Origin of the sequence: Dietzia sp. SYD-A1, from assembly GCF_015356725.1 — a bacterium.
Taxonomy (GTDB): Bacteria; Actinomycetota; Actinomycetes; order Mycobacteriales; family Mycobacteriaceae; genus Dietzia.
In genome coordinates this window covers 1-17,822 of sequence record NZ_JADDKI010000027.1, presented here as the reverse complement: position 1 = coordinate 17,822, position 17,822 = coordinate 1, and the positions used below count along the sequence as shown (strand labels likewise).

The following is a 17,822-nucleotide window of genomic DNA, read 5'->3' as shown; positions in this document are numbered from 1 at the left end:
GGCGAGCAGTGGGGGCGCACAACCCCGGGAGGGGCAGCGGGTGCGGGCGGACTGCCGCCCACGTCGGTGTGGGTCGAGGATTGTGCGCGCCCGCCTGTCCATGGCGACGCTGCGCCTGATGCGCCGAGCACGCGGGTGCGAACGGCGTCAGCGCGTCCCGGACGGTTACTCCGAGGGACAGTTCTGATGCACTACCGCTACCGCCCCCTGAGGGCCTGATCCACGGCGTCGACCAGGGCTTCGCGGAGGACGGGCCCGTGTCCGGGCACGATCACATCCGCCTGCAGGCCGCCGAGCGCGCTGAGGCTGCGGGCCATCTCGGCCTCGTCCTCGCTGAAGCAGGACGGCAGGAACTGCGGCCGTGGAGGTCCCGCCAACAGGGGATGGGACGTGACGAGGGAGTCGCCGGTGAACACCACTCCGAGGTCGTCGAGCAGGTACGCCGTGTGCCCACTGGTATGCCCGGGGGTCGAGATGGGGACGGGGGCTCCCGGGAGATCCAACGCCTCGCCGAACGGCACCGCGACCGCGGACGGGACCGACATCGTCATGTGGGGAAGAACTGCCTTGAGAGTCTGCGCGACCCAGATCAGGCCGGCTCGACTGGTGCACTGGTGGAGCATCTGCACCGGCGTGATCTGCTCCTGGTAGTCGCGGCGGGCATGGGCGACCTCGGTGGATCCGGTGTAGACGGGAACACGGTGCTCCGCGAGCAGCGAGGGGATGCCGCCCATGTGGTCGAGGTGCGCGTGGGTCAGGATGACGGCCTGGACGTCCTGGGGTACGCGCCCAATGGCCTCCAGCGACGCCAGGAGGAGTCGACCATCATTGGGGTACCCCGCGTCGACCACGGTCACGGCGTCGCCGTCGGTGACCAGCGCCCAGTTCACGTTCGTGCCCGTGACCAGATGGACGGTCCCGGTGACCTGCTCGATCTTCACGCCTGGCTCCCTTCGATGATCGGGTGCCGGATGGTGCCGACACCGCTGAGGTCGAGCTCGAGTACGTCTCCCGGCCTGAGCACCACCCCGGCCTCGATGCCGGAGCAGCCCGGCAGGGTACCGCTACCGAACAACTCCCCCGGATAGAGCTGCTCGCCACGCGAGGCGTGAGCGAGCGCTTCGCCGAGGGAGTAGGCCGGATTCCGGGTCGAGCCGGTGGCCACGACGGTCCCGTTGACACTGACGCTGGCGAACAGGTCGGTGACGTCCACGGCATCGGCGGCGACGAGGTCCGCCGACATCGAGGACAGGAAATGCTTGGACTTCTGCGGGCCGAACCCGCTGCGCATCTCCTTGAGCTGGACATTGCGCACCGAGAAGTCGTTCAGCACCACATAACCACCGATCGCGCCGGCCGCTTCCTCCGGCGTCGCATCGCGCAGCGGGGCGTTGAGGACGACGCCCAGCTCGAGTTCGTAGTCGAGGGAGTCGGCGTACGCGGGGGCGGCCACCGGGGTGCCCGTGGGGACAAAGGTGAGCGCGTTGCCCATGTAGTAGATCGGCTGGTCGTACCAGAGGGCGGGTGGCTCGAACTTCGGGAAGGTCCGTCTGGTGACCCGCTCATACAGGGAAGTGAACCGGTGGGCCCGGGGCAGGTAGGTGCGGGCGATGCCCCGGGAGGCGGCGATCACGTGCTGTTCGTAGAGCATGAAGTCGCGGAACGACAGGGGCGCGAACGGTGTCAGCACGTCACCCCCGGATTCCTGGGCCCCCTGGGGGGCGGGTGTGCGCTCCGGGATGCCGGGCGGGATTTCCAGCGGGTCCGCGCCGCCGTCCTCCCATGGCCTCCAGGCCCCGTCGAGCATGACCTCGGTGGTGGGGAGCCCGCCGACGAGGCGACGACGGACGCGGGTGGGTGCGGCTGCGTGGTTCACGGTGTCCTTCCGGCGCCAGCGAGGAGCAGATCGACCTGTTCGGCGATCGCGGTGGCGGGGTCGCCCCCGAGCAGGAGGTGACGCAGATGGAGAGGCGCGATCAGCATCTGCAGGAAGAGACGGGCGTCGGTGCCGGGGGCGAGCTCTCCCCGGTCGATCCCTCGCTGAATCATCACGCTGCTGGCGGCGAATCGCTGGTCCCAGAACCGTGTACGGAGCTCGGACAGCTCCTCGGACCACTCGATCATCATCATCGCCCGCAGGATGGCCGTCCCCCGACGGGAGGCCAGGAACGCGGCGAGGCCCTCGGCGAAGCCGATGAGATCGGACCGTATCGCACCGGTGTCGGGAACGGGGATCGATTCGTCGCTCTCCGTGAGCAACGCCTCGGCGACCAGGTTCTCCCGGGTCTCCCAGCGCCGGTAGATCGAGGAGGGCGCGACCCCGGCACGTGCGGCGATATCCGGGATGCTCGACTGGACCAGGCCCTCGTCGAGGCAGGACAGGACCGCGTCGAGGACTTTCCGCCGCACGACTGCGGAACGCCCCCCTGGCCTGCTGCCTCTGTCGTCCACAACAGAAGACTAACGCAAATCCCATTGCTTTAAGGAGAATTCTGGAACTAGCATCCGACCGACGACTACTCGACGAGAACGGAGCTCGCGGATGCCGCGGTGGACCAAGGACCTCTTCGTGACCTGGTGCGCACTGACCAAGACGACGGAGCGAGCCACGCGCCGACGGGGGGCCCGGTACTTCCTCCCGGCACTGTTCGTCGACAGGTTCGTCAACATGGGCGGCCTCGACAGGGAACTGTTCATCCGTCAGCTCGAGGACTGCCGGACGTTCCAGGACACTGCCTGGGCGAACTACTGGGGCGAGTGCGCCCGGGTCCACCTCGACGCCGCCGACGTCGAGTTGCGGAGCCTGGGAGCGCCCCCCACAGAACAGATCCTCGGTCCCGGCGGGGAGTCGACGGCCGCGGAACTAGGTGCCGTCCTCGCCCCCGCCGCGACCATCTTCACCGACAGGACCCCGGAGAACGGCCGGACCCTGCTGCCAGACTTCCTCGCCGCGAATCCGGACGCTCGTCGGGAAGCCGTCGCCATCGACGAGTTGGTCAAGGCCATGACCTACCTCTTCGCCGCGGCATGGCCGGGTTGGACACCGCAGCGGCTCCGGGCCTACGCCGAGTCCCAGCGCCTCCTCCACGTCCTGCTCCTCGGCATCGCGCCGCACCTGGGTTTCCACGCCGAGCGCATCACGCTGGACATCGCGGGCGAGAACGCCGTGGCCTACGGGACCTTTCCCGAGGGTGACCACGAGTGCCCCACCGTGCTGGTCACGAACGGCCTCGAGGGGACCATCCAGGAAGCCCTGCTCCCGGCGCTGCGGCATCGCCACCGCGGTATGGCGATGGTCACGATGGAGATGCCCGGCACCTTTCAGTACCGACTACCACTCTCCGCAGCGACCGAGGGCATGTACGAGGCGGTGATCGAGCAGCTCGCCGCGCATCCTCGAGTCGACGCCGAGCGCATGGGAATGATGGGAATCAGCTTCGGAGCCCACTGGTCGACCCGTATGGCCGTCCGCAGCCACCGCCTCAAGGCGGTCGTGTCGAACGGAGGGCTCTACCACCGCAGCTTCGGGCTCGCGGCCACCCTGGGCATGCCCGGCATCATGCTGTGGACCCTGCAGCGGACGACCGGCGCCCGGAACCTCGTGGAGCTCGGCCGCACACTCCATGAGCTGTCGATCAAGCGGCTCTACCCGACCGTCACCATCCCGATCCTGGCGATCAACGGTGACGACGACACGCTGATCAGCACGCTAGACACCGTGGACCTGGCGGACGGGGCGCCGCTCGGAGAGTTGCTGCTCTACCCGGGTGACGACCACTGCGCGATGGGCCACTACACCGAATGGCTCGACTTCTCCACGCAGTGGTTTCACGACACACTGGGGGCCGCGTCGATCCCAGGCGGCGGCGGGGCTGCTCCCACCCGCACGGACGGGTTGTGATTACGCATCACGGCCCAGTACAACACGCCTCCGATGAGGGCACCGATCACCCATGCGAAGCCGGACAGCATTCCGAGGGCCGGCACCCAGACCGCACTGATGGCGAATACCGCGGCAAGAGCGACTGCCACCAGGGCTCGAACATTCCAGCCACGGGTGTAGTAATAGGGACCGTCGGAATTCATGCTGAACATGTCCTCGGTCCGAACGTGCTTCCGGCGGACGATGTAGTAGTCGACCACCAGCACGCCGTAGAGCGGCGCGAGAATCGCGCCGAGAGTGTCGACGAAGGTGGGCAATCCGATTTCGTCGATGACTGCGACCCAGAACGCGCCGATGACGAAGCCCACCGCAGCGGTGATGTACCCGCCTGCCTTGAAGCTGATCTTCTGGGGGGCGAGGTTGGCCAAGTCGTAGGCCGGCGGAATGAAGTTCGCCACCAGATTGATACCCACGGTGGCGAGTAGGAACGTCACCGCTGCGATAATGGCCAGCACCACCGATTCGGTCTGTTCCACAATGTCCGCCGGGTTGTCCATGGGCTGACCCTGCCCGTCCTGGAAGACCACGTATGCACCTGCGGTGATGAACAGCGACAGGAAAGTGAAAAACGCCAGCGACAGCGGCAACCCGGTGAAGTTGCCGATCTTCATCTCTTTCTCGGTTCGGGAGAACCGGGAGAAGTCACCGAAGTTGATGATGACCGCGCTGAAGTAGGCGATCATCGTTCCGACCACACCGAAGAAGGCGGCCACGGCGGCCCAGCCGGTCACATCGGAATCGCTGAAAATGGAGCCGACCGCCGGGAGCATGTCCCCACCTGCTCTCACCCAGATGATGATGAGCAGCACCACCATGACCGCGTAGACAGCAGGCCCGGCGAAGTTGAGGAACCGCGCGATCACATCGATTCCTCGGGTGAAGAGCAGTACCTGTAGAAGTGCGACGATGACGTAAGAGATCCACCCGACTGCGTCTAGCCCCATGAAGGTGCCGCCCCCCGGGTTTCCGACGGCGGCGTTGATGGCCAGGGCAACCGCTGTGGAGGCGAAGTACGTCTGCGCCCCGTACCAGAAGATCGCCACTATGCCACGGACCAAGGCCGGGAACTTCGCGCCCAGAACACCCATGGACAGCCGTGCCATCACCGCATAGGGGACCCCGTGTTTCACGCTCGGTGAGCCGGTGAGGTTGACGAGCCAGTTGACAAAGGCACCCGCGAGGAGGATCGCGGCAAAAACCCACCAGCCATTGAGTCCGGAGGTGATGAAAAGCGAGGCGGCGAGGGTATATCCGGCCAACGACTGGACGTCATTGGTCCACACGTTGAAGATCTCGAACCATCCCCAGGTCTTCTTCTCTTTGGGCACTGGGGCCAGGTCGGCATTGTGCAGGCCCGGGGCAGGCGCCGCAACGGGGGCTTGGGGCGGTGTGGCCTCAAGGCTCTGCACGGACATGGGTCCTCCATTCATGACAGGACGTGACGCCGGCCAGGTGAAATGCGCTTGATAAGCGCGAAAGAAGTGGGAGCTTCAATCGGGACGATTAGACGAGACGATTGTCGCGGCCCGATTGCGGAGGCAATACGTTCGGAAGACGCGCTCCGATCTCGTCCGGTCCCTCATCGCAGCACTTGATGGCGAAGAGTCGCCCATTCCCGCCGAGTTCTCGGGACCATAGCCCGGCGGCGGTTCGTCCCAGCCGAGGCCGGGCCCGCCGCTGCGCGCGCCGTCCCGTTCACCACACCAGCCCGGTGGTCACGCTCTCGACAACCCCGGCTTGCCCACGCGGCCGCGGAGCTCGGGCTCTACGTCCCTAGGGACTTTCCTCCGCAATCTTATGGTCATACCAGTTGACCACATGGCCAGTGTTCTCTACTGTGCGTGTATGGCACTTCGTCCCGTACAGCGGCAGTCCGTGTCCGACCAGGTCTTCGACCAAGTACTTTCCGAGGTTGTCGACGGCGAGCTCGCGGCCGGTGACGCCCTCCCCAGTGAGAGACGTCTGGCCGAGGTCCTCGGTGTCTCTCGGCCGGCGGTGCGCGAGGCGCTTCAGCGGATCGCTCAGACCGGTGTGGTCGAGGTTCGTCACGGCGGCACGACGACGGTCCGCGATTTCCATCGGCACGCCGGGCTCGACCTGTTGCCGCGGCTCATGGTGCGCGGCCAGAAGCTCGATGTGGCCATCGCCCGCAGTGTGGTCGAAGCGCGCACTCAGATCGCTCCCGGCATTGCGGCGCTGGCCGCGGAGCGCGGCGGCCCGGCGGTCACGGCGCCGCTCGGCGAGGTCCTCGACCGTCTTGCCACGACCACCGACGCGGTGCTGTGGCAGCGCGAGGTGCTGGAGTTCTGGGATGTCGTGGTGGACGCCGGCGACTCGCTCGTCTACCGGCTCATGTTCAACAGCCTCCGTTCCGCCTACGAGCCGGCTGTGCCGGTTCTCGCGGCGTGGCTGGAGGCCGAGGTGGGTCTGCTCGATCCTTACCGCGTCCTTGCCACGGCGATCGCGGCTGGCGACCCCGGCACGGCGCGCGCGGCCGCCGAGCGGGTGCTCGCTCCGACGGCGCGCGCGCTGATGACGGCTCTGGACGTGGCCGGGGAGGAGGCGCGATGACCCGCCCAGAGATCGAGGAGTTCGCCCGTAAGCGCGTCGATGACGATGAGGCGCGCCTCGCGGGCGCTCGGCGTCGCAACTCCCAGAGCATGGGGCAGGTGTTCCGTGAGTTCTGGCGCCACCCCTCGCCGTATATCCTCGCCACCTGTCTCTCCGCGGCGATCCTCGCACGGGGCCTCATCGGCGGCGGCTCCTGGTGGGAGTTGCTGATCCCCGTCGGGCTACTGGCGGCGATGCCGGTCGCGGAATGGCTCATCCATGTCTGCATCCTGCACTGGCGGCCGCGGAAGCTCGCGGGCCTTACCATCGACCCGCTGCTATCGCGCAAGCACCGCGAGCACCATGGCAATCCCCGCACTATCCCTTTGGTGTTCATCCCATGGCAGGTCGAGCTCTATCTCCCTGTGGTGATCGTCGGCATCGCCTGGCTGGTGATGCCGGGGTGGCCGGCGACGCTCACGATGGTCGTCGCTGCCTACGTGCTGCTATCGGGTTACGAATGGGCCCACTACCTGCTGCACAGCGACTATCGGCCAAAGTCACGGTGGTACCGAGCGGTCTGGCGCAACCACCGCCTGCACCATTACAAGAGCGAACACTACTGGTTCACGGTCACCACGGCCGGAACCGCCGACCGGCTCTTCGGAACCAACCCCGACCCGAGCACTGTGCCCACCTCACGAACGGTCCAGCGACTGCACTCCTCTCCTCAAGAACGCGCCGCAACGTAGAGGTCGCCCGTCTTCCCGTGGCCGCTCACGGTCGCCGGCGATGGCTGGATTGCGCGAGGTTGCACCACTGCCGTCCACTCATCGTCGCACTGGCTTCTACGTCAAGAAGTGTCGCGGAGTCTCCAGCGCTCTGTGGGCCAGCATTCGGATCGCGCCTTCCGGATCGGAGCACCTGGCCCCTGTTCCCCTCCTCAGACGGGAGAATCAGCGTCAATCAGGACACCCTGCCACCGGAGGTGACATGTCCCTGCGAACCGTGTGACACACCGGTGAGAAACTGACAGATTGTTTGAGAACCGACACGGCACCTACAAGCCCCGCGCCATGTCGACGAACCGCGAGTAGTGAAGCTGGTGCGCCACGGTGATGGTGGAGGTCGGACCGCCACGGTGCTTGCCCAGGATCAGGTCGGCCTCGCCGGCGCGGGGGTCGTCGCGTTCGGTGGAGTCGGGGCGGTGGAGCAGCATGACGATGTCGGCGTCCTGCTCCAGCGAGCCGGACTCGCGGAGGTCGGAGACCTGGGGCCGCTTGTCGGTGCGCTGCTCTGGGCCACGGTTCAGCTGCGAGATGGCGATCAGAGGGACGTCGAGCTCCTTGGCCAGCAGCTTGAGCTGGCGGGAAAACTCGGAGACCTCCTGCTGGCGGGACTCGACCTTCTTGCCGCTGGACATCAGCTGCAGGTAGTCCACCACGATCAGCCGCAGGTCGTGCTTCTGCTTGAGCCGGCGAGCCTTGGCCCGGATCTCCATCATGGTGAGGTTGGGCGAGTCGTCGATGAACAGTGGGGCCTCGGAGATCTCGCCCATCCGCCGGGCCATGCGGGTCCAGTCCTCGTCGCTCATCTTCCCCGACTTCATGTCGGAGAGCTTGACGCGCGCCTCGGCGCTCATGAGGCGCATGACGATCTCGGTCTTGCTCATCTCCAGGGAGAACAGGACCGAGGAGAGCCCGTTCTTGATCGAGCACGAGCGCATGATGTCCAGGCCGATGGTGGAGTTGTGTGTGGGGATCGCGGTGGGGCCGGCCAGGTACAGATGATCGTCGGCGGCGACCTCGATGCACCTGACCGGCACACTGTGCGCGCCCCGGACGTCGATGATCAACCGATCGGGGCGGCTCGAACTGGCACTCTCGGGCACGAGGATCCCGAAATCGCTCACCAGCATCAGCGTCTCGAGGGACTTGGTGGTGACGGTCTGGTGGGTGCCGCCCATCTCGATCCGCCACTCGTGCTCCGCGTCGGCCACGATCTCCGCGCCGTCGTTGAACCGGAGCGTGAAGCACGGACGGTCCTCCCACACCTCGGTCACAGCCACCACCTCGGTCGGCTGCCCGTCGGCGCCGAGGACCCGGTCGCCTACGACGACGTCGCCCATCGTGGTCTCGCCGTCCGGGGTCGGGAGCACGGTGTCCAGGGCGAGGGCCTTACCGACGCCGGGGCGGGCGGCGATGATGATCATCTGGCCACCGTGCAACCCGTTGGTGATGGCGTCGAGGTCGGCGAAACCCGTGGGCACGCCGTTGCTCAGACCACCGGCGGTGTGGATGGCGTCGATCTCGTCCATCGTGGGCTGCAGGAGCTCCTCGATGACCACGTAGTCCTCGGTGGTCCGCCGCTCGGTGACCTCGAAGATCTCCGCCTGCGCGCGGTCCACGACCTCGGCCACGTCGGCTCCCTCGGACCCCGAGTAGCCGAACTGCACGATCCGCGTCCCGGCGTCGACCAGGCGGCGCAGAATCGCCTTCTCCGAGACGATCTGGGCGTAGTACCCCGCGTTGGCGGCCGTGGGCACGGTGGAGATGAGGGTGTGGAGGTACGCGGCCCCGCCGGCACGCCGGAGGTCACCACGACGATCCAGCTCGGCGGCCACGGTGACGGCGTCCGCCGGCTCGCCGCGGGCGTAGAGGTCCAGGATCACGTCGTAGACGGCCTGGTGCGACGGCTTGTAGAAGTCGCCCGGCTGTATCTCCTCCACCACGTCCGCGATGGCGTCCTTGCTGAGGAGCATCCCGCCGAGCACCGATTGCTCCGCGGTGAGATCCTGCGGCGGGGTGCGACCGAAGTCCGAACCCCCACCCTCGTCAGGCGGAGGCGGCATCTCGTCGGATCCGTCGAATCCCCCCTGCGCCATGACCTCTCCTCTCCCCCTCACGCCCTCGCGTGCGGTACTCCCGAGCCGACTCGCCTGCTCCGCGTGACCAGTTCACTGTAGGCCACCGCAGCGAGACGTCCGGCAGTCACCCGTCACGTTATCCACAGGCTTCTCCACAATCGTTGGTGGCCGGCTGTGGACAACTGTGGATGAATGTGCGATTCGCTGGGCCGGCGCCATGCGTCGTGTGGACAACCAGTGGAGAAGCCGGTCGCGAATGAACAAACGTGCTGGTCACCCCCGGCTTTGCCGCTTCGGCGGTCGGTGGAGAGCTGCCGTTAACACGAACCCCACGTCGACGCAATAGGTAACGAAAGATGAACATTATCGGTATCGAAACCGACACCATTGTATTTTGCCGCCGGCGTTATCCACAGGCGGTCCACAACCCCGGGGAGACCATGACGAAGGCCCCGGTCGTCACAGACGACGACCGGGGCCTTCGTGGCAGATCAGGCGGGGACGACCTCGAACGCGACCTTGGCGGTCGTGTCGTGACCCAGTTCGACGACGACGCTCTGGGCGCCGGTCGACTTGATGTGCTCCTTGGGCATGTGGACGGCGCGCTTGTCGACCGCCGGCCCCCCGGCCGACTTGATCGCGGAGGCGACATCGCCCGCGGTCACCGAACCGAACAACTTGCCGGTGTCGGAGGTCTTGACGGCGACCTTGACGTCGGCGAGCGACTCCAGCTTCTGCTTGAGCTCGTTGGCGTGGTCCGAGTCGCGCACCTCACGAGCCTCCTGGACCCGCTTGATGGACTCGATCTGGCGCTCGGCGCCCGGGGTGGCCACGATGGCCAGCCCGCGCGGGAGCAGGAAGTTGCGACCGTATCCGCCCTTGACCTCGACGATGTCGCCCGGCGCACCGAGCTTGTCGACGTCGGCGGTGAGGATCAGCTTCATGATCCGTCTACCTTTCTTTCCTCCGACGAGCCGACCGGGGCCGGACTCTCGCGAGGTCATGTCTCTTGCTTATGGGGTGGGGCGCATCTCGCGCCCCGAGGGAAAAGACCCTGGGATCAGAACGGGGGCTCGTCGTCCATGCCGCCGAAGCCACCGGAACCGCCGGCCCGGGGAGCGCTGCCCCACGGATCGTCGTTCTGCTGGCCACCGCCCTGGCCGCCACCGTAACCGCCCTGCGACTGGCCGCCGGACTGGAATCCGCCGCCCTGCTGGCCACCACCCTGGAATCCGCCCCCGCCGCCCTCGCGGTTGGTGCGGGTCACCTTGGCGGTGGCGTACTTGAGCGACGGGCCGACCTCGTCGACCTCCACCTCGTACACCGTGCGCTTCTCGCCCTCACGGGTCTCGTACGACCGCTGGCGCAGACGACCGTTGACGATGACGCGCATCCCCTTCTGCAGGGACTCCGCCACGTTCTCGGCGGCCTGGCGCCACACGTTGCAGGTGAGGAACAGGCCTTCGCCGTCCTCCCACTGGTTGGTCTGGGAGTTGAAGCGGCGCGGCGTCGAGGCAACCCGGAAGTTCGCCACCGCGGCACCCGACGGCGTGAACCGCAGCTCGGGATCCGCGACGATGTTCCCGACCACGGTGATGGGGGTGTCGCCCTGTGCCATGCGCTTGTCCTCCGTGTTGACGCTCAGGTGGATGTGATCGGAACTCGACCGACCCCGCCCAGGTTAGCGGGCGAGCCGGACAGTCCGGGTCACTTGTCGGCGCGGAGCACCTTGGTGCGGAGCACGTTCTCGTTCAGGCCGAGCTGACGATCCAGCTCCTTGACCGCGTCCGGGCCGGACTTGATCTGCACGACGGCGTAGATGCCCTCGGTCTGCTTGTTGATCTCGTAGGCGAAGCGGCGCTTGCCCCAGACATCGACCTTGTCGACCGAACCGCCCTCTTGCCGGATCACGTTGAGGAACGTATCCAGCGACGGCGCCACGGTGCGCTCGTCGAGACTCGGATCGAGGATGACCATCACTTCGTATTGACGCATGGGACCTCATCACCTCCTGTGGACTACAGATTCGGCCACGGGATCTCCGTGGCAGGAGGGTCGTTGCGTCAGCAACCCGCTAAGGCTACCCCGCGTGCGCTCGGCGAACGAAATCCCCGGAGGCCGCGCACCCGCAGGCCCCGTCTAGAGATCGTCGAGTCCGATATACCCGTCCTCGACCGCGCGCACCAGCAGTCGCACCTTGGTCCGGGCAGGCCGGCCGACCGCGTCGTACTTCGACCTCACACGCTGGATGTAGGTGCTGACCGTGGAGTCCGCGAGGAACAGGCGCTCGGTGACCTCCCGTTTGCTGTCGCAGGCGAGCCAGGCGATCAGCACCTCGACCTCGCGATCGCTGTGCTCCGGGCGGGACGCAGGCCGATGCTGGGCGCCGTGCGCGGTGGGTTCGCGCACGGCGGCGTCGCGTACAGCAGCACAGCGGGTGCCGGGCTCGCTGTTGGCGTGGCGCGTGGGCGTGGGCGTGGGCGTGGGCGTGGGCGTGGGCGTGAAAGGGAGTGTCGCAGTCACGAAGTCCTCCGTCAGGTGAGAGTGAACTAATAGTGCTGCGCCTGGATCACCGGGTCATCCGTGGGCCAGATGTCCGTACAAGTCCGTACGAGAGCGTCGTACGATCGTGTGAAATCCCAGGGAGATGCTGATCAGGACGCCCTGCATCCCAAAACCCGACCGTACGATGTTTACTGTGAACACCACTCCCGAGGATATGAAGCCTCCCGGAAGTGCTTCAGATCCCTCTCAGGTTCAGACGCGCGAAGAGCTCGGCGCGGCGCTCACCGCGCTCCGGGTGACCGCCGGGCTGTCTGTCCGGGACGTGGTGCGGCTGGTTCCGCCTCTCACGCTGGGCACCGCATCCGGGTGGTTCTCCGGGCAGCACGTCCCCACCCGATCGAGCGAGGCCACCCTCGTCACCGTGCTCGACCTCCTCGGGGCATCCCGGTACACCGACGAGTGGCTCGCGGCCGTCGAACGGGTCCGCTCCCGCCCCGGACCCCGACGAGTCGGGCATCGGGGAGCCGACGCGGACCGCCCCGGAGAGCCCGGTACAGGACCTCGGCCCGCGGACGGCGCGTCCCCCGAGAGGCCCTCGGGGCCGGACCGGGTCCCCCCGCGTTCGGCACTTCCCCGACCATCCGACTCCCACAGCCCCTACGTGGGGTTGCGCCCCTACGACGCTTTCGACTCGCCGCTCTTCCACGGCCGGGCGCCCGAGATCGAGTTGGTCCTGCGACGCGTCGCCGAAGGGCGGACGCGGATCCTGGTCGTCGTCGGGGCGTCGGGCTCCGGGAAGTCCTCACTCCTGGCCGCCGGTGTCGCTCCGCGGTGGGCGGACGATGGGGCGTCGGTGGTGATCGCCCGGCCCGAGGAGGTGGATGCCGACCTGGCCGGGTCGGCGGACCACCTGATCGTCGACCAACTGGAGGAGCTCTGGGGCGCCGACGTCGACGACGCCACGCGAGCCGGGGTCCTGGAGTTCCTGGCGCAGCGGGCGGCACGCGGCCTGCCGACCGTGGCCGCCCTGCGCGCCGACTTCTTCCAGCCCGCCCTCGCGGAACCGATCCTGCGTGAGGCACTCGACGACCCGGTGGTGATCGGCCCGCCGAGCCGAGAGGCGCTCGCGGAGATCATCGTCGAACCGGCCCGATCGCTCGGATACACCGTCGAGCCCTCGTTGGTGACGCTACTGCTCGACACCGTGGCCCCGTCGGACGGCGGCGGGGACGAGCGGTCCCTGCTTCCCCTGCTCTCCCACGTCCTCCTGGTCTGCTGGGAGCGCAGTCGCCGGCGACGGATAACCGTCGATGACTACTACGCGTCGGGCGGCACCGAAGGGGCGATCCGCGCCACCGCCGAGGCCGTCTACCAGCAGCTGGGCCCGGGCGGGCGACGGGCGTGCCGCGGCCTGTTCCTGCGCCTGGTCGATGTCCGCTCGGCTCGGACGGTCCGGCGCCGCGCCCCCCTCCCCGAACTCTCCGAGGAACTCCGCGCCGTGGCCGCACCGTTCGCCGAGGTGGGGCTGCTCACGGTCGACGGGGAGGCGGTCACACCCACCCACGAGGTCGTCTTCTCCTCCTGGCCCCGGCTGGCCGACTGGATCGACTCCGACCGGGACGGGTTGCGAGTGCTCGGCCGGGTGCGCTCCGGCGCCGCGGACTGGGAGAGCAGCGGACGGGACGACGGCGCCCTGGCATCCGCGTCGGCGAGCGCCGACTTCCAGGAGTGGCGGCAGAACAACGAGGAGACCGGGGTGCACCTCTCGCCCTCGGAACTCGACTTCCTGGACGCGTCCGCCGCCCACCACGAGGCCGTCGCACGGCGGGACCGTAGGCGGATCCGGACCCTCACCTCGCTCGCGGCATCCCTCGCGGCGGTCACCGTCCTGGCGCTGGCCGCCACCGGCTTCGCACTCCGCGCCACCGCGACCGCCCAGGACACCCGGGATTCCGCATTGTCCCGCTCCGGAGCGGTCTCGTCGGCGACCGCGTTCAATCGCGACCCCGCCCTCGGCCGGATGCTCGCGCTGGCCGCGTACCGGATCCACCCCACCACCGAGGCCCGGTCCGCTCTGCTCAACACCAGCAGGGCCGACGTGCCTCTCCGCTACGAGACCACCGCCGGAAGCGGGCGGGTGATCCCGCTGCCGGACACCGGAACCTTCACGGCGGTGGGGTCCGACGGCGTCCTCCGCATCTTCGGGGAGGACGGCGGAGCACCCCGGGCCACGCTCGGCCTGACCTCCGGTGACCGACACGAACTCCACGCCGCCGATCTCTCACCGGACGGCGCGGTCCTGGCCGTGGCCGGGCAGGGAGGGGTCTACCTGGTCGACGTCCGGGACACCTCGGCGCCTCGGGCGCTCTCCACGCTGGAACCGGCCGCCGCCCCGTTCCACTCCGTGGCGTTCTCACCCGACGGCCTGACGCTCGCCGCCGGCTCACACGACGGACGCGTCCTGCGCTGGCCGATCGCCGAGCGGGGCGGGATCCCCACCGTCACCGACCTTGGCGCCAGGGTGGCCACCCCCGACCCCGGCTCGGAGACGGTCAGGCCGGTGGAGTCCCTGGCATGGCTGTCCGACTCCTCCACCCTGCTCGCGACCAACCGCACGTTCGGCGTCAAGACCCTCCTCGACGCGGCGGCCGACGGAGCCGGACGGCGCGGTCCGGACCTCGACACCGGACCGGTCGCCATCCCGCTCTCCCTCGCCGTCAGCCCGGACGGCACCCGGATCGCCGCGGGCACCACCGACCGCTCAGTCCAACGGTGGGCGATAGAGCGCGGCGACCTCTCCGGGGCCCGCCCCCTGTCCTCCCTCGACGGGTGGAACGCCTACGTCAACGACGTCTCCTACGACGACCAGGGGCGACTCGCGGCCGCGGGGTCCGACGACAGGATCCGCGTCTACGGGCCCACCGGCGCGATGCTCATCGAGCTCCCCGCCTCGCAGGTCGCCACCGGGGCACGGTTCATGGACGAGGACCACCTGCTCACCTACTCCGTCGACGGCCTCGTCAGGCTCTGGCCGCTCGACCGTCTGGGTGCGGCCTCCGAGTCCAACTCCATCTTCCAGACCGGCTCCTCCGCGGATCGGACGACCGGGGTGCTCGGCGTCACCGCCGCCGAACTCCACCACACCATCGTCGACACCACGGGTCCCGTACCGGTGGAGACCGGGCGGGTCGTCCCCGATCCCGAGACCAGGTTCAGCGGCTCCGTCGCCATGTCTCCGGACGGCCGGGTGGTCTACGCCGGACTCGCGGACGGCGGCATCCAGCTGTTCACCGCCCCCTTCGGCGCCGCGACGCGCTCGACCGCGAGCCTGCCCGTCGTCAACGGGGTCGTGGTGGCCACCCCTCTCAGCCCGGACGGTCGCACGCTGGCCGTGTGCAGCGACACCGACCGACAGCTCGGACTGGTCGACGTGAGTGACCCGACGCGACCGAGCCTGCGCGTGACCGTCCCGCTCCCCGACCCGTGCGTGGTGGCCGAGTTCTCCTCGGACTCCCGGCAGCTCGTCGTGCCCACGCTCGGACCGGAGACGGTGATCATCGACACCACCGACCCCGACAGGCCCTCGTTCGCGCACCGGCTCACCACCGGGATCGGCGGCTCGCCGGCGGCGGGATACGCGCACGACTCGCCACTCATGGTCACCTCGGGGGGCGACAAGACCGTACGACTGTGGGATGCGAGCGACGCCACAGCCCCTCGCGAACTGTCCTCCTTCATCGCGCCGCCCGGTGAGATCTACTGGGCCGCGTTCTCGGCGGACGACTCGCGACTCGTGCTCACCTCGAGTACCGGACAGGTCACCGTCGTCGACATCACCGACCCCGACTCCCCGCAGCCGTGGGCCGTCCTCGGCGGCACCACCGACGCCCTCCTCTACCAGGCGCGGGCAGCATCTCCCGAGGGGGATGTGCTCGCCGTCGGCGCGGAAGGCGCCATCTGGACGTGGCGGCTCGACGTGGGCCGCGTGATCGATGAGGCGTGCGCGGGCGGGGTGCAGCTCACCGATGAGGAATGGGCCCGTCACTTCCCGGACACCGAGCCGTTCGACCTGTGCGACTGACCACCGATCCGGTCGCCTCAGCCGTGTCGCAGTCCGATCGTCAACGCCAGGGCCACGGGTATGACCGTGAGAAAGAGGAATGCCGCCACGGTCCAGGAGATCCACACGGGTTGGCGCCAGCCCGCACGATGCCCGCCGGCGGCGGTGACCATGCAGACGAATCCGATGAGGATGCACAGGAACATCCAGATCATCGCGGTGGTGCTCATCCGGTGGTGTCCTCCTTCTGACGGACCCGGCGGGACTCGTCATCGTCGTCGTCACGGTCCTCGCCCCTGTCGTCGGCACCGGCCGGTGGCCCCACCAACGGTTCCCCGGGGTCCGCGAGCACCCCGGCCAGTGGGTCCGGGCCCTCGGGTGTCCCCTGGTGCGCCAGCCGGACCAGGTCCAGGTGCGGCCGGTAGATCTCGCGGATCACCACCACGCAGATGGCCACCACCAACAGGTCTCGCACCAGAACGAGCGGGTGGAACGTCTCCGCCCCGATCCCCTTCTCGGCGACCCCGTGGAAATACGACATGTGGGCCACCCACAGCAGGGCGTCGAAGGCCATCCACGGCACCAGCAGTCTGGCCCGCGGCACCGCGAGCACCGCGAGCGGGACCAGCCACAGCGAGTACTGCGGGCTCCACACCTTGTTGGTGAGCAGGAAGACCGCCACGATGAGGAACGCCAACTGGGCGATCCGCGGGGTGGTGCGCGCGGTGAGGCCGATCACCAGAACGGCCACGCAGCCCAGGGCGAACAGGGCCAGGGACACCGCGTTGAGGGTGGCGGGCGCCTCGCCGGCGGCGCGTCCGGCATCGAACCCCTCCCAGCCCGTCAGGGTCTGCATGACGGCGTAGATGCTCTCGGGGTTGGCGGGCCGGTCCGAGTTGAGCCGGAAGAACTCCCTCCACCCCTCCGGGAACGGGATCATGATGGGCAGGTTCACCGCCAGCCAGGCCGCGATCGCCGCCGCGACCGCCTTGCCCAACTCCACGAGACGCCGACGCCGGAGCGCCACCACCAGTAGCGCCCCGAACAGGAACAACGGATAGAGTTTGGCCGCCACGCCGAGACCCAGGACGACGCCCGCCCACACCGGTCTGCTGCGCGCCCACAGCAGCAACGCCACGGACGCGAACGCGACCGCCATGAGGTCGTAGTTGGTGAAGGCCTGGAAGATGATCAGCGGGCTGGCCGCCATGAGCAGCGTGTCCCACGGTCTGCGCCCGGCCGACAGGTAGGTCGCCCACACGGCGACCATCCACAGGAACGCCAGGATCACGCACCCGAGCACGAAGTACTTGACCACCTCGATGGGGCCGCCGGGGGCGAGGGCGTGCCAGGCCTGCGCCGCCTGGGCGGTGACGTACTGGAACATCCCGGACAACACCGGGTACTCCATGTAGCGGACGCCGCCGTCGTCACCCACCCACATGTACCGGTAGGGCAGCTCGCCCGCGGCCAGGCCCTGCACCGCGTAGAGCGGGAGCGGATCGGCGTAGCAGGCCTTGTAGTACTGCTGACCGGTCCAGTTGAGTCCCGGCTCGGACCCGTCGGTGGGGCTGGTGGTGACCAGGCACGCGGCCTTGGAGAAGAACCCGAGGGACAGGAACAGCACCGCGAACAGCATGATCACGCGCAGTGGGGTCCAGAAGCGCTGCCGTCCCACGACCGCGTGCCTCCCGACCGGGCCACCCCACGCGTCCATCACCGTCCTGCCGGCCCCGTCACCAGGCCGTACCCGGTCCCGCGGGCTCAGCGAGCGGGGGTCCTCGTCCAGCGGCAGCGGGGAGTGGTGGCCGTTGCTCTGCACGACCACACCCTAGTGCACGGTGTCCGGGCCGGACCCCGGCCGGTCAGAGCCCGCCAGGTCAGGCCCCACCGTCGCC

General features: G+C 68.4%; 16 protein-coding genes. 5 read left to right on the top strand and 11 right to left on the bottom strand.

Features of this window, described 5'->3' with window-relative positions:
• Window positions 1-187, top strand: a 187-nt coding sequence (locus tag IY392_RS19060) for a hypothetical protein (protein WP_228548892.1), incomplete at its 5' end; no start/stop codon positions are given.
• Window positions 188-197: 10 nt separating this feature from the next.
• Here IY392_RS19060 and IY392_RS01675 read toward each other — a convergent pair.
• Genes IY392_RS01675 through IY392_RS01665 form a run of 3 tightly spaced genes read right to left on the bottom strand, consistent with a single transcriptional unit; the run spans window position 198 to window position 2,409 of the window.
• On the bottom strand, window positions 198-941 hold the full coding sequence (locus IY392_RS01675; protein ID WP_182611995.1) for an MBL fold metallo-hydrolase: 744 nt from the start codon (window positions 939-941) through the stop codon (window positions 198-200).
• On the bottom strand, window positions 938-1,876 hold the full coding sequence (locus IY392_RS01670) for a fumarylacetoacetate hydrolase family protein (protein ID WP_309230200.1): 939 nt from the start codon (window positions 1,874-1,876) through the stop codon (window positions 938-940). The genes IY392_RS01675 and IY392_RS01670 overlap by 4 nt, the downstream gene beginning before the upstream one ends.
• Window positions 1,873-2,409: a TetR/AcrR family transcriptional regulator gene (locus IY392_RS01665; protein ID WP_194860353.1), complete on the bottom strand. Its 537-nt coding sequence runs from the start codon at window positions 2,407-2,409 to the stop codon at window positions 1,873-1,875. The genes IY392_RS01670 and IY392_RS01665 overlap by 4 nt, the downstream gene beginning before the upstream one ends.
• A gap of 133 nt (window positions 2,410-2,542) precedes the next feature.
• Here IY392_RS01665 and IY392_RS01660 point away from each other — a divergent pair, with 133 nt between their 5' ends.
• Entirely contained in the window at window positions 2,543-3,901 is a 1,359-nt protein-coding gene (locus IY392_RS01660) for an alpha/beta hydrolase (RefSeq protein WP_107757780.1), read from the top strand.
• Here the strand turns inward: IY392_RS01660 and IY392_RS01655 are convergent.
• Entirely contained in the window at window positions 3,829-5,358 is a 1,530-nt protein-coding gene (locus IY392_RS01655; RefSeq protein WP_194860352.1) for an NCS1 family nucleobase:cation symporter-1, read from the bottom strand. The genes IY392_RS01660 and IY392_RS01655 overlap by 73 nt on opposite strands.
• Window positions 5,359-5,788: 430 nt before the next feature.
• Between IY392_RS01655 and IY392_RS01650 the strand changes: the two genes are divergently transcribed.
• Together IY392_RS01650 and IY392_RS01645 are read left to right on the top strand one after the other, a co-directional pair.
• Window positions 5,789-6,514 (top strand): FadR/GntR family transcriptional regulator, encoded by a 726-nt coding sequence (locus IY392_RS01650; RefSeq protein ID WP_107757782.1) that lies wholly within the window; start codon window positions 5,789-5,791, stop codon window positions 6,512-6,514.
• The gene (locus IY392_RS01645) at window positions 6,511-7,245 is read left to right on the top strand and encodes a sterol desaturase family protein (RefSeq protein ID WP_107757783.1); all 735 of its coding nucleotides are present in this window, start codon (window positions 6,511-6,513) and stop codon (window positions 7,243-7,245) included. Before IY392_RS01650 ends, IY392_RS01645 begins: the two co-directional genes overlap by 4 nt.
• 308 nt (window positions 7,246-7,553) lie before the next feature.
• On the opposite strand, the gene dnaB is transcribed toward IY392_RS01645, so the two are convergent.
• From dnaB to IY392_RS19550, 5 genes are all read right to left on the bottom strand, one after another.
• Entirely contained in the window at window positions 7,554-9,344 is a 1,791-nt protein-coding gene (gene dnaB / locus IY392_RS01640; RefSeq protein ID WP_182613799.1) for a replicative DNA helicase, read from the bottom strand.
• A 506-nt stretch (window positions 9,345-9,850) separates the two neighbouring features.
• On the bottom strand, window positions 9,851-10,303 hold the full coding sequence (gene rplI, locus IY392_RS01635; protein WP_095719328.1) for a 50S ribosomal protein L9: 453 nt from the start codon (window positions 10,301-10,303) through the stop codon (window positions 9,851-9,853).
• A gap of 116 nt (window positions 10,304-10,419) precedes the next feature.
• Window positions 10,420-10,977 carry a single-stranded DNA-binding protein gene (locus tag IY392_RS01630; RefSeq protein ID WP_182613783.1) on the bottom strand — a complete coding sequence of 186 codons (558 nt, stop codon included), beginning with the start codon at window positions 10,975-10,977 and terminating at the stop codon, window positions 10,420-10,422.
• Window positions 10,978-11,066: 89 nt separating this feature from the next.
• Entirely contained in the window at window positions 11,067-11,354 is a 288-nt protein-coding gene (gene rpsF, locus IY392_RS01625; protein WP_107757797.1) for a 30S ribosomal protein S6, read from the bottom strand.
• A 144-nt stretch (window positions 11,355-11,498) separates the two neighbouring features.
• Window positions 11,499-11,882: a LuxR C-terminal-related transcriptional regulator gene (locus tag IY392_RS19550; RefSeq protein WP_309233976.1), complete on the bottom strand. Its 384-nt coding sequence runs from the start codon at window positions 11,880-11,882 to the stop codon at window positions 11,499-11,501.
• A gap of 277 nt (window positions 11,883-12,159) precedes the next feature.
• Here IY392_RS19550 and IY392_RS01615 point away from each other — a divergent pair, with 277 nt between their 5' ends.
• Window positions 12,160-15,945, top strand: coding sequence for an AAA family ATPase (locus IY392_RS01615; protein WP_194860351.1), 3,786 nt, complete (start codon window positions 12,160-12,162; stop codon window positions 15,943-15,945).
• A gap of 17 nt (window positions 15,946-15,962) precedes the next feature.
• Here IY392_RS01615 and IY392_RS01610 read toward each other — a convergent pair whose 3' ends face one another.
• Window positions 15,963-16,154 (bottom strand): hypothetical protein, encoded by a 192-nt coding sequence (locus IY392_RS01610; protein ID WP_017835239.1) that lies wholly within the window; start codon window positions 16,152-16,154, stop codon window positions 15,963-15,965.
• Window positions 16,151-17,746: a glycosyltransferase 87 family protein gene (locus IY392_RS01605; protein ID WP_309233975.1), complete on the bottom strand. Its 1,596-nt coding sequence runs from the start codon at window positions 17,744-17,746 to the stop codon at window positions 16,151-16,153. The genes IY392_RS01610 and IY392_RS01605 overlap by 4 nt, the downstream gene beginning before the upstream one ends.
• Window positions 17,747-17,822: the final 76 nt, after the last annotated feature.

What these genes read in the sequence shown, in the direction of transcription:
- rpsF (WP_107757797.1), bottom strand. Translation starts at nt 11,354, where the DNA reads ATGCGTCAATACGAAGTGATGGTCATCCTCGATCCGAGTCTCGACGAG.
- IY392_RS01660 (WP_107757780.1), top strand. Translation starts at nt 2,543, where the DNA reads ATGCCGCGGTGGACCAAGGACCTCTTCGTGACCTGGTGCGCACTGACC.
- IY392_RS01655 (WP_194860352.1), bottom strand. Translation starts at nt 5,358, where the DNA reads ATGTCCGTGCAGAGCCTTGAGGCCACACCGCCCCAAGCCCCCGTTGCG.
- IY392_RS01630 (WP_182613783.1), bottom strand. Translation starts at nt 10,977, where the DNA reads ATGGCACAGGGCGACACCCCCATCACCGTGGTCGGGAACATCGTCGCG.
- IY392_RS01610 (WP_017835239.1), bottom strand. Translation starts at nt 16,154, where the DNA reads ATGAGCACCACCGCGATGATCTGGATGTTCCTGTGCATCCTCATCGGA.
- dnaB (WP_182613799.1), bottom strand. Translation starts at nt 9,344, where the DNA reads ATGCCGCCTCCGCCTGACGAGGGTGGGGGTTCGGACTTCGGTCGCACC.
- IY392_RS01650 (WP_107757782.1), top strand. Translation starts at nt 5,789, where the DNA reads ATGGCACTTCGTCCCGTACAGCGGCAGTCCGTGTCCGACCAGGTCTTC.
- IY392_RS01645 (WP_107757783.1), top strand. Translation starts at nt 6,511, where the DNA reads ATGACCCGCCCAGAGATCGAGGAGTTCGCCCGTAAGCGCGTCGATGAC.
- rplI (WP_095719328.1), bottom strand. Translation starts at nt 10,303, where the DNA reads ATGAAGCTGATCCTCACCGCCGACGTCGACAAGCTCGGTGCGCCGGGC.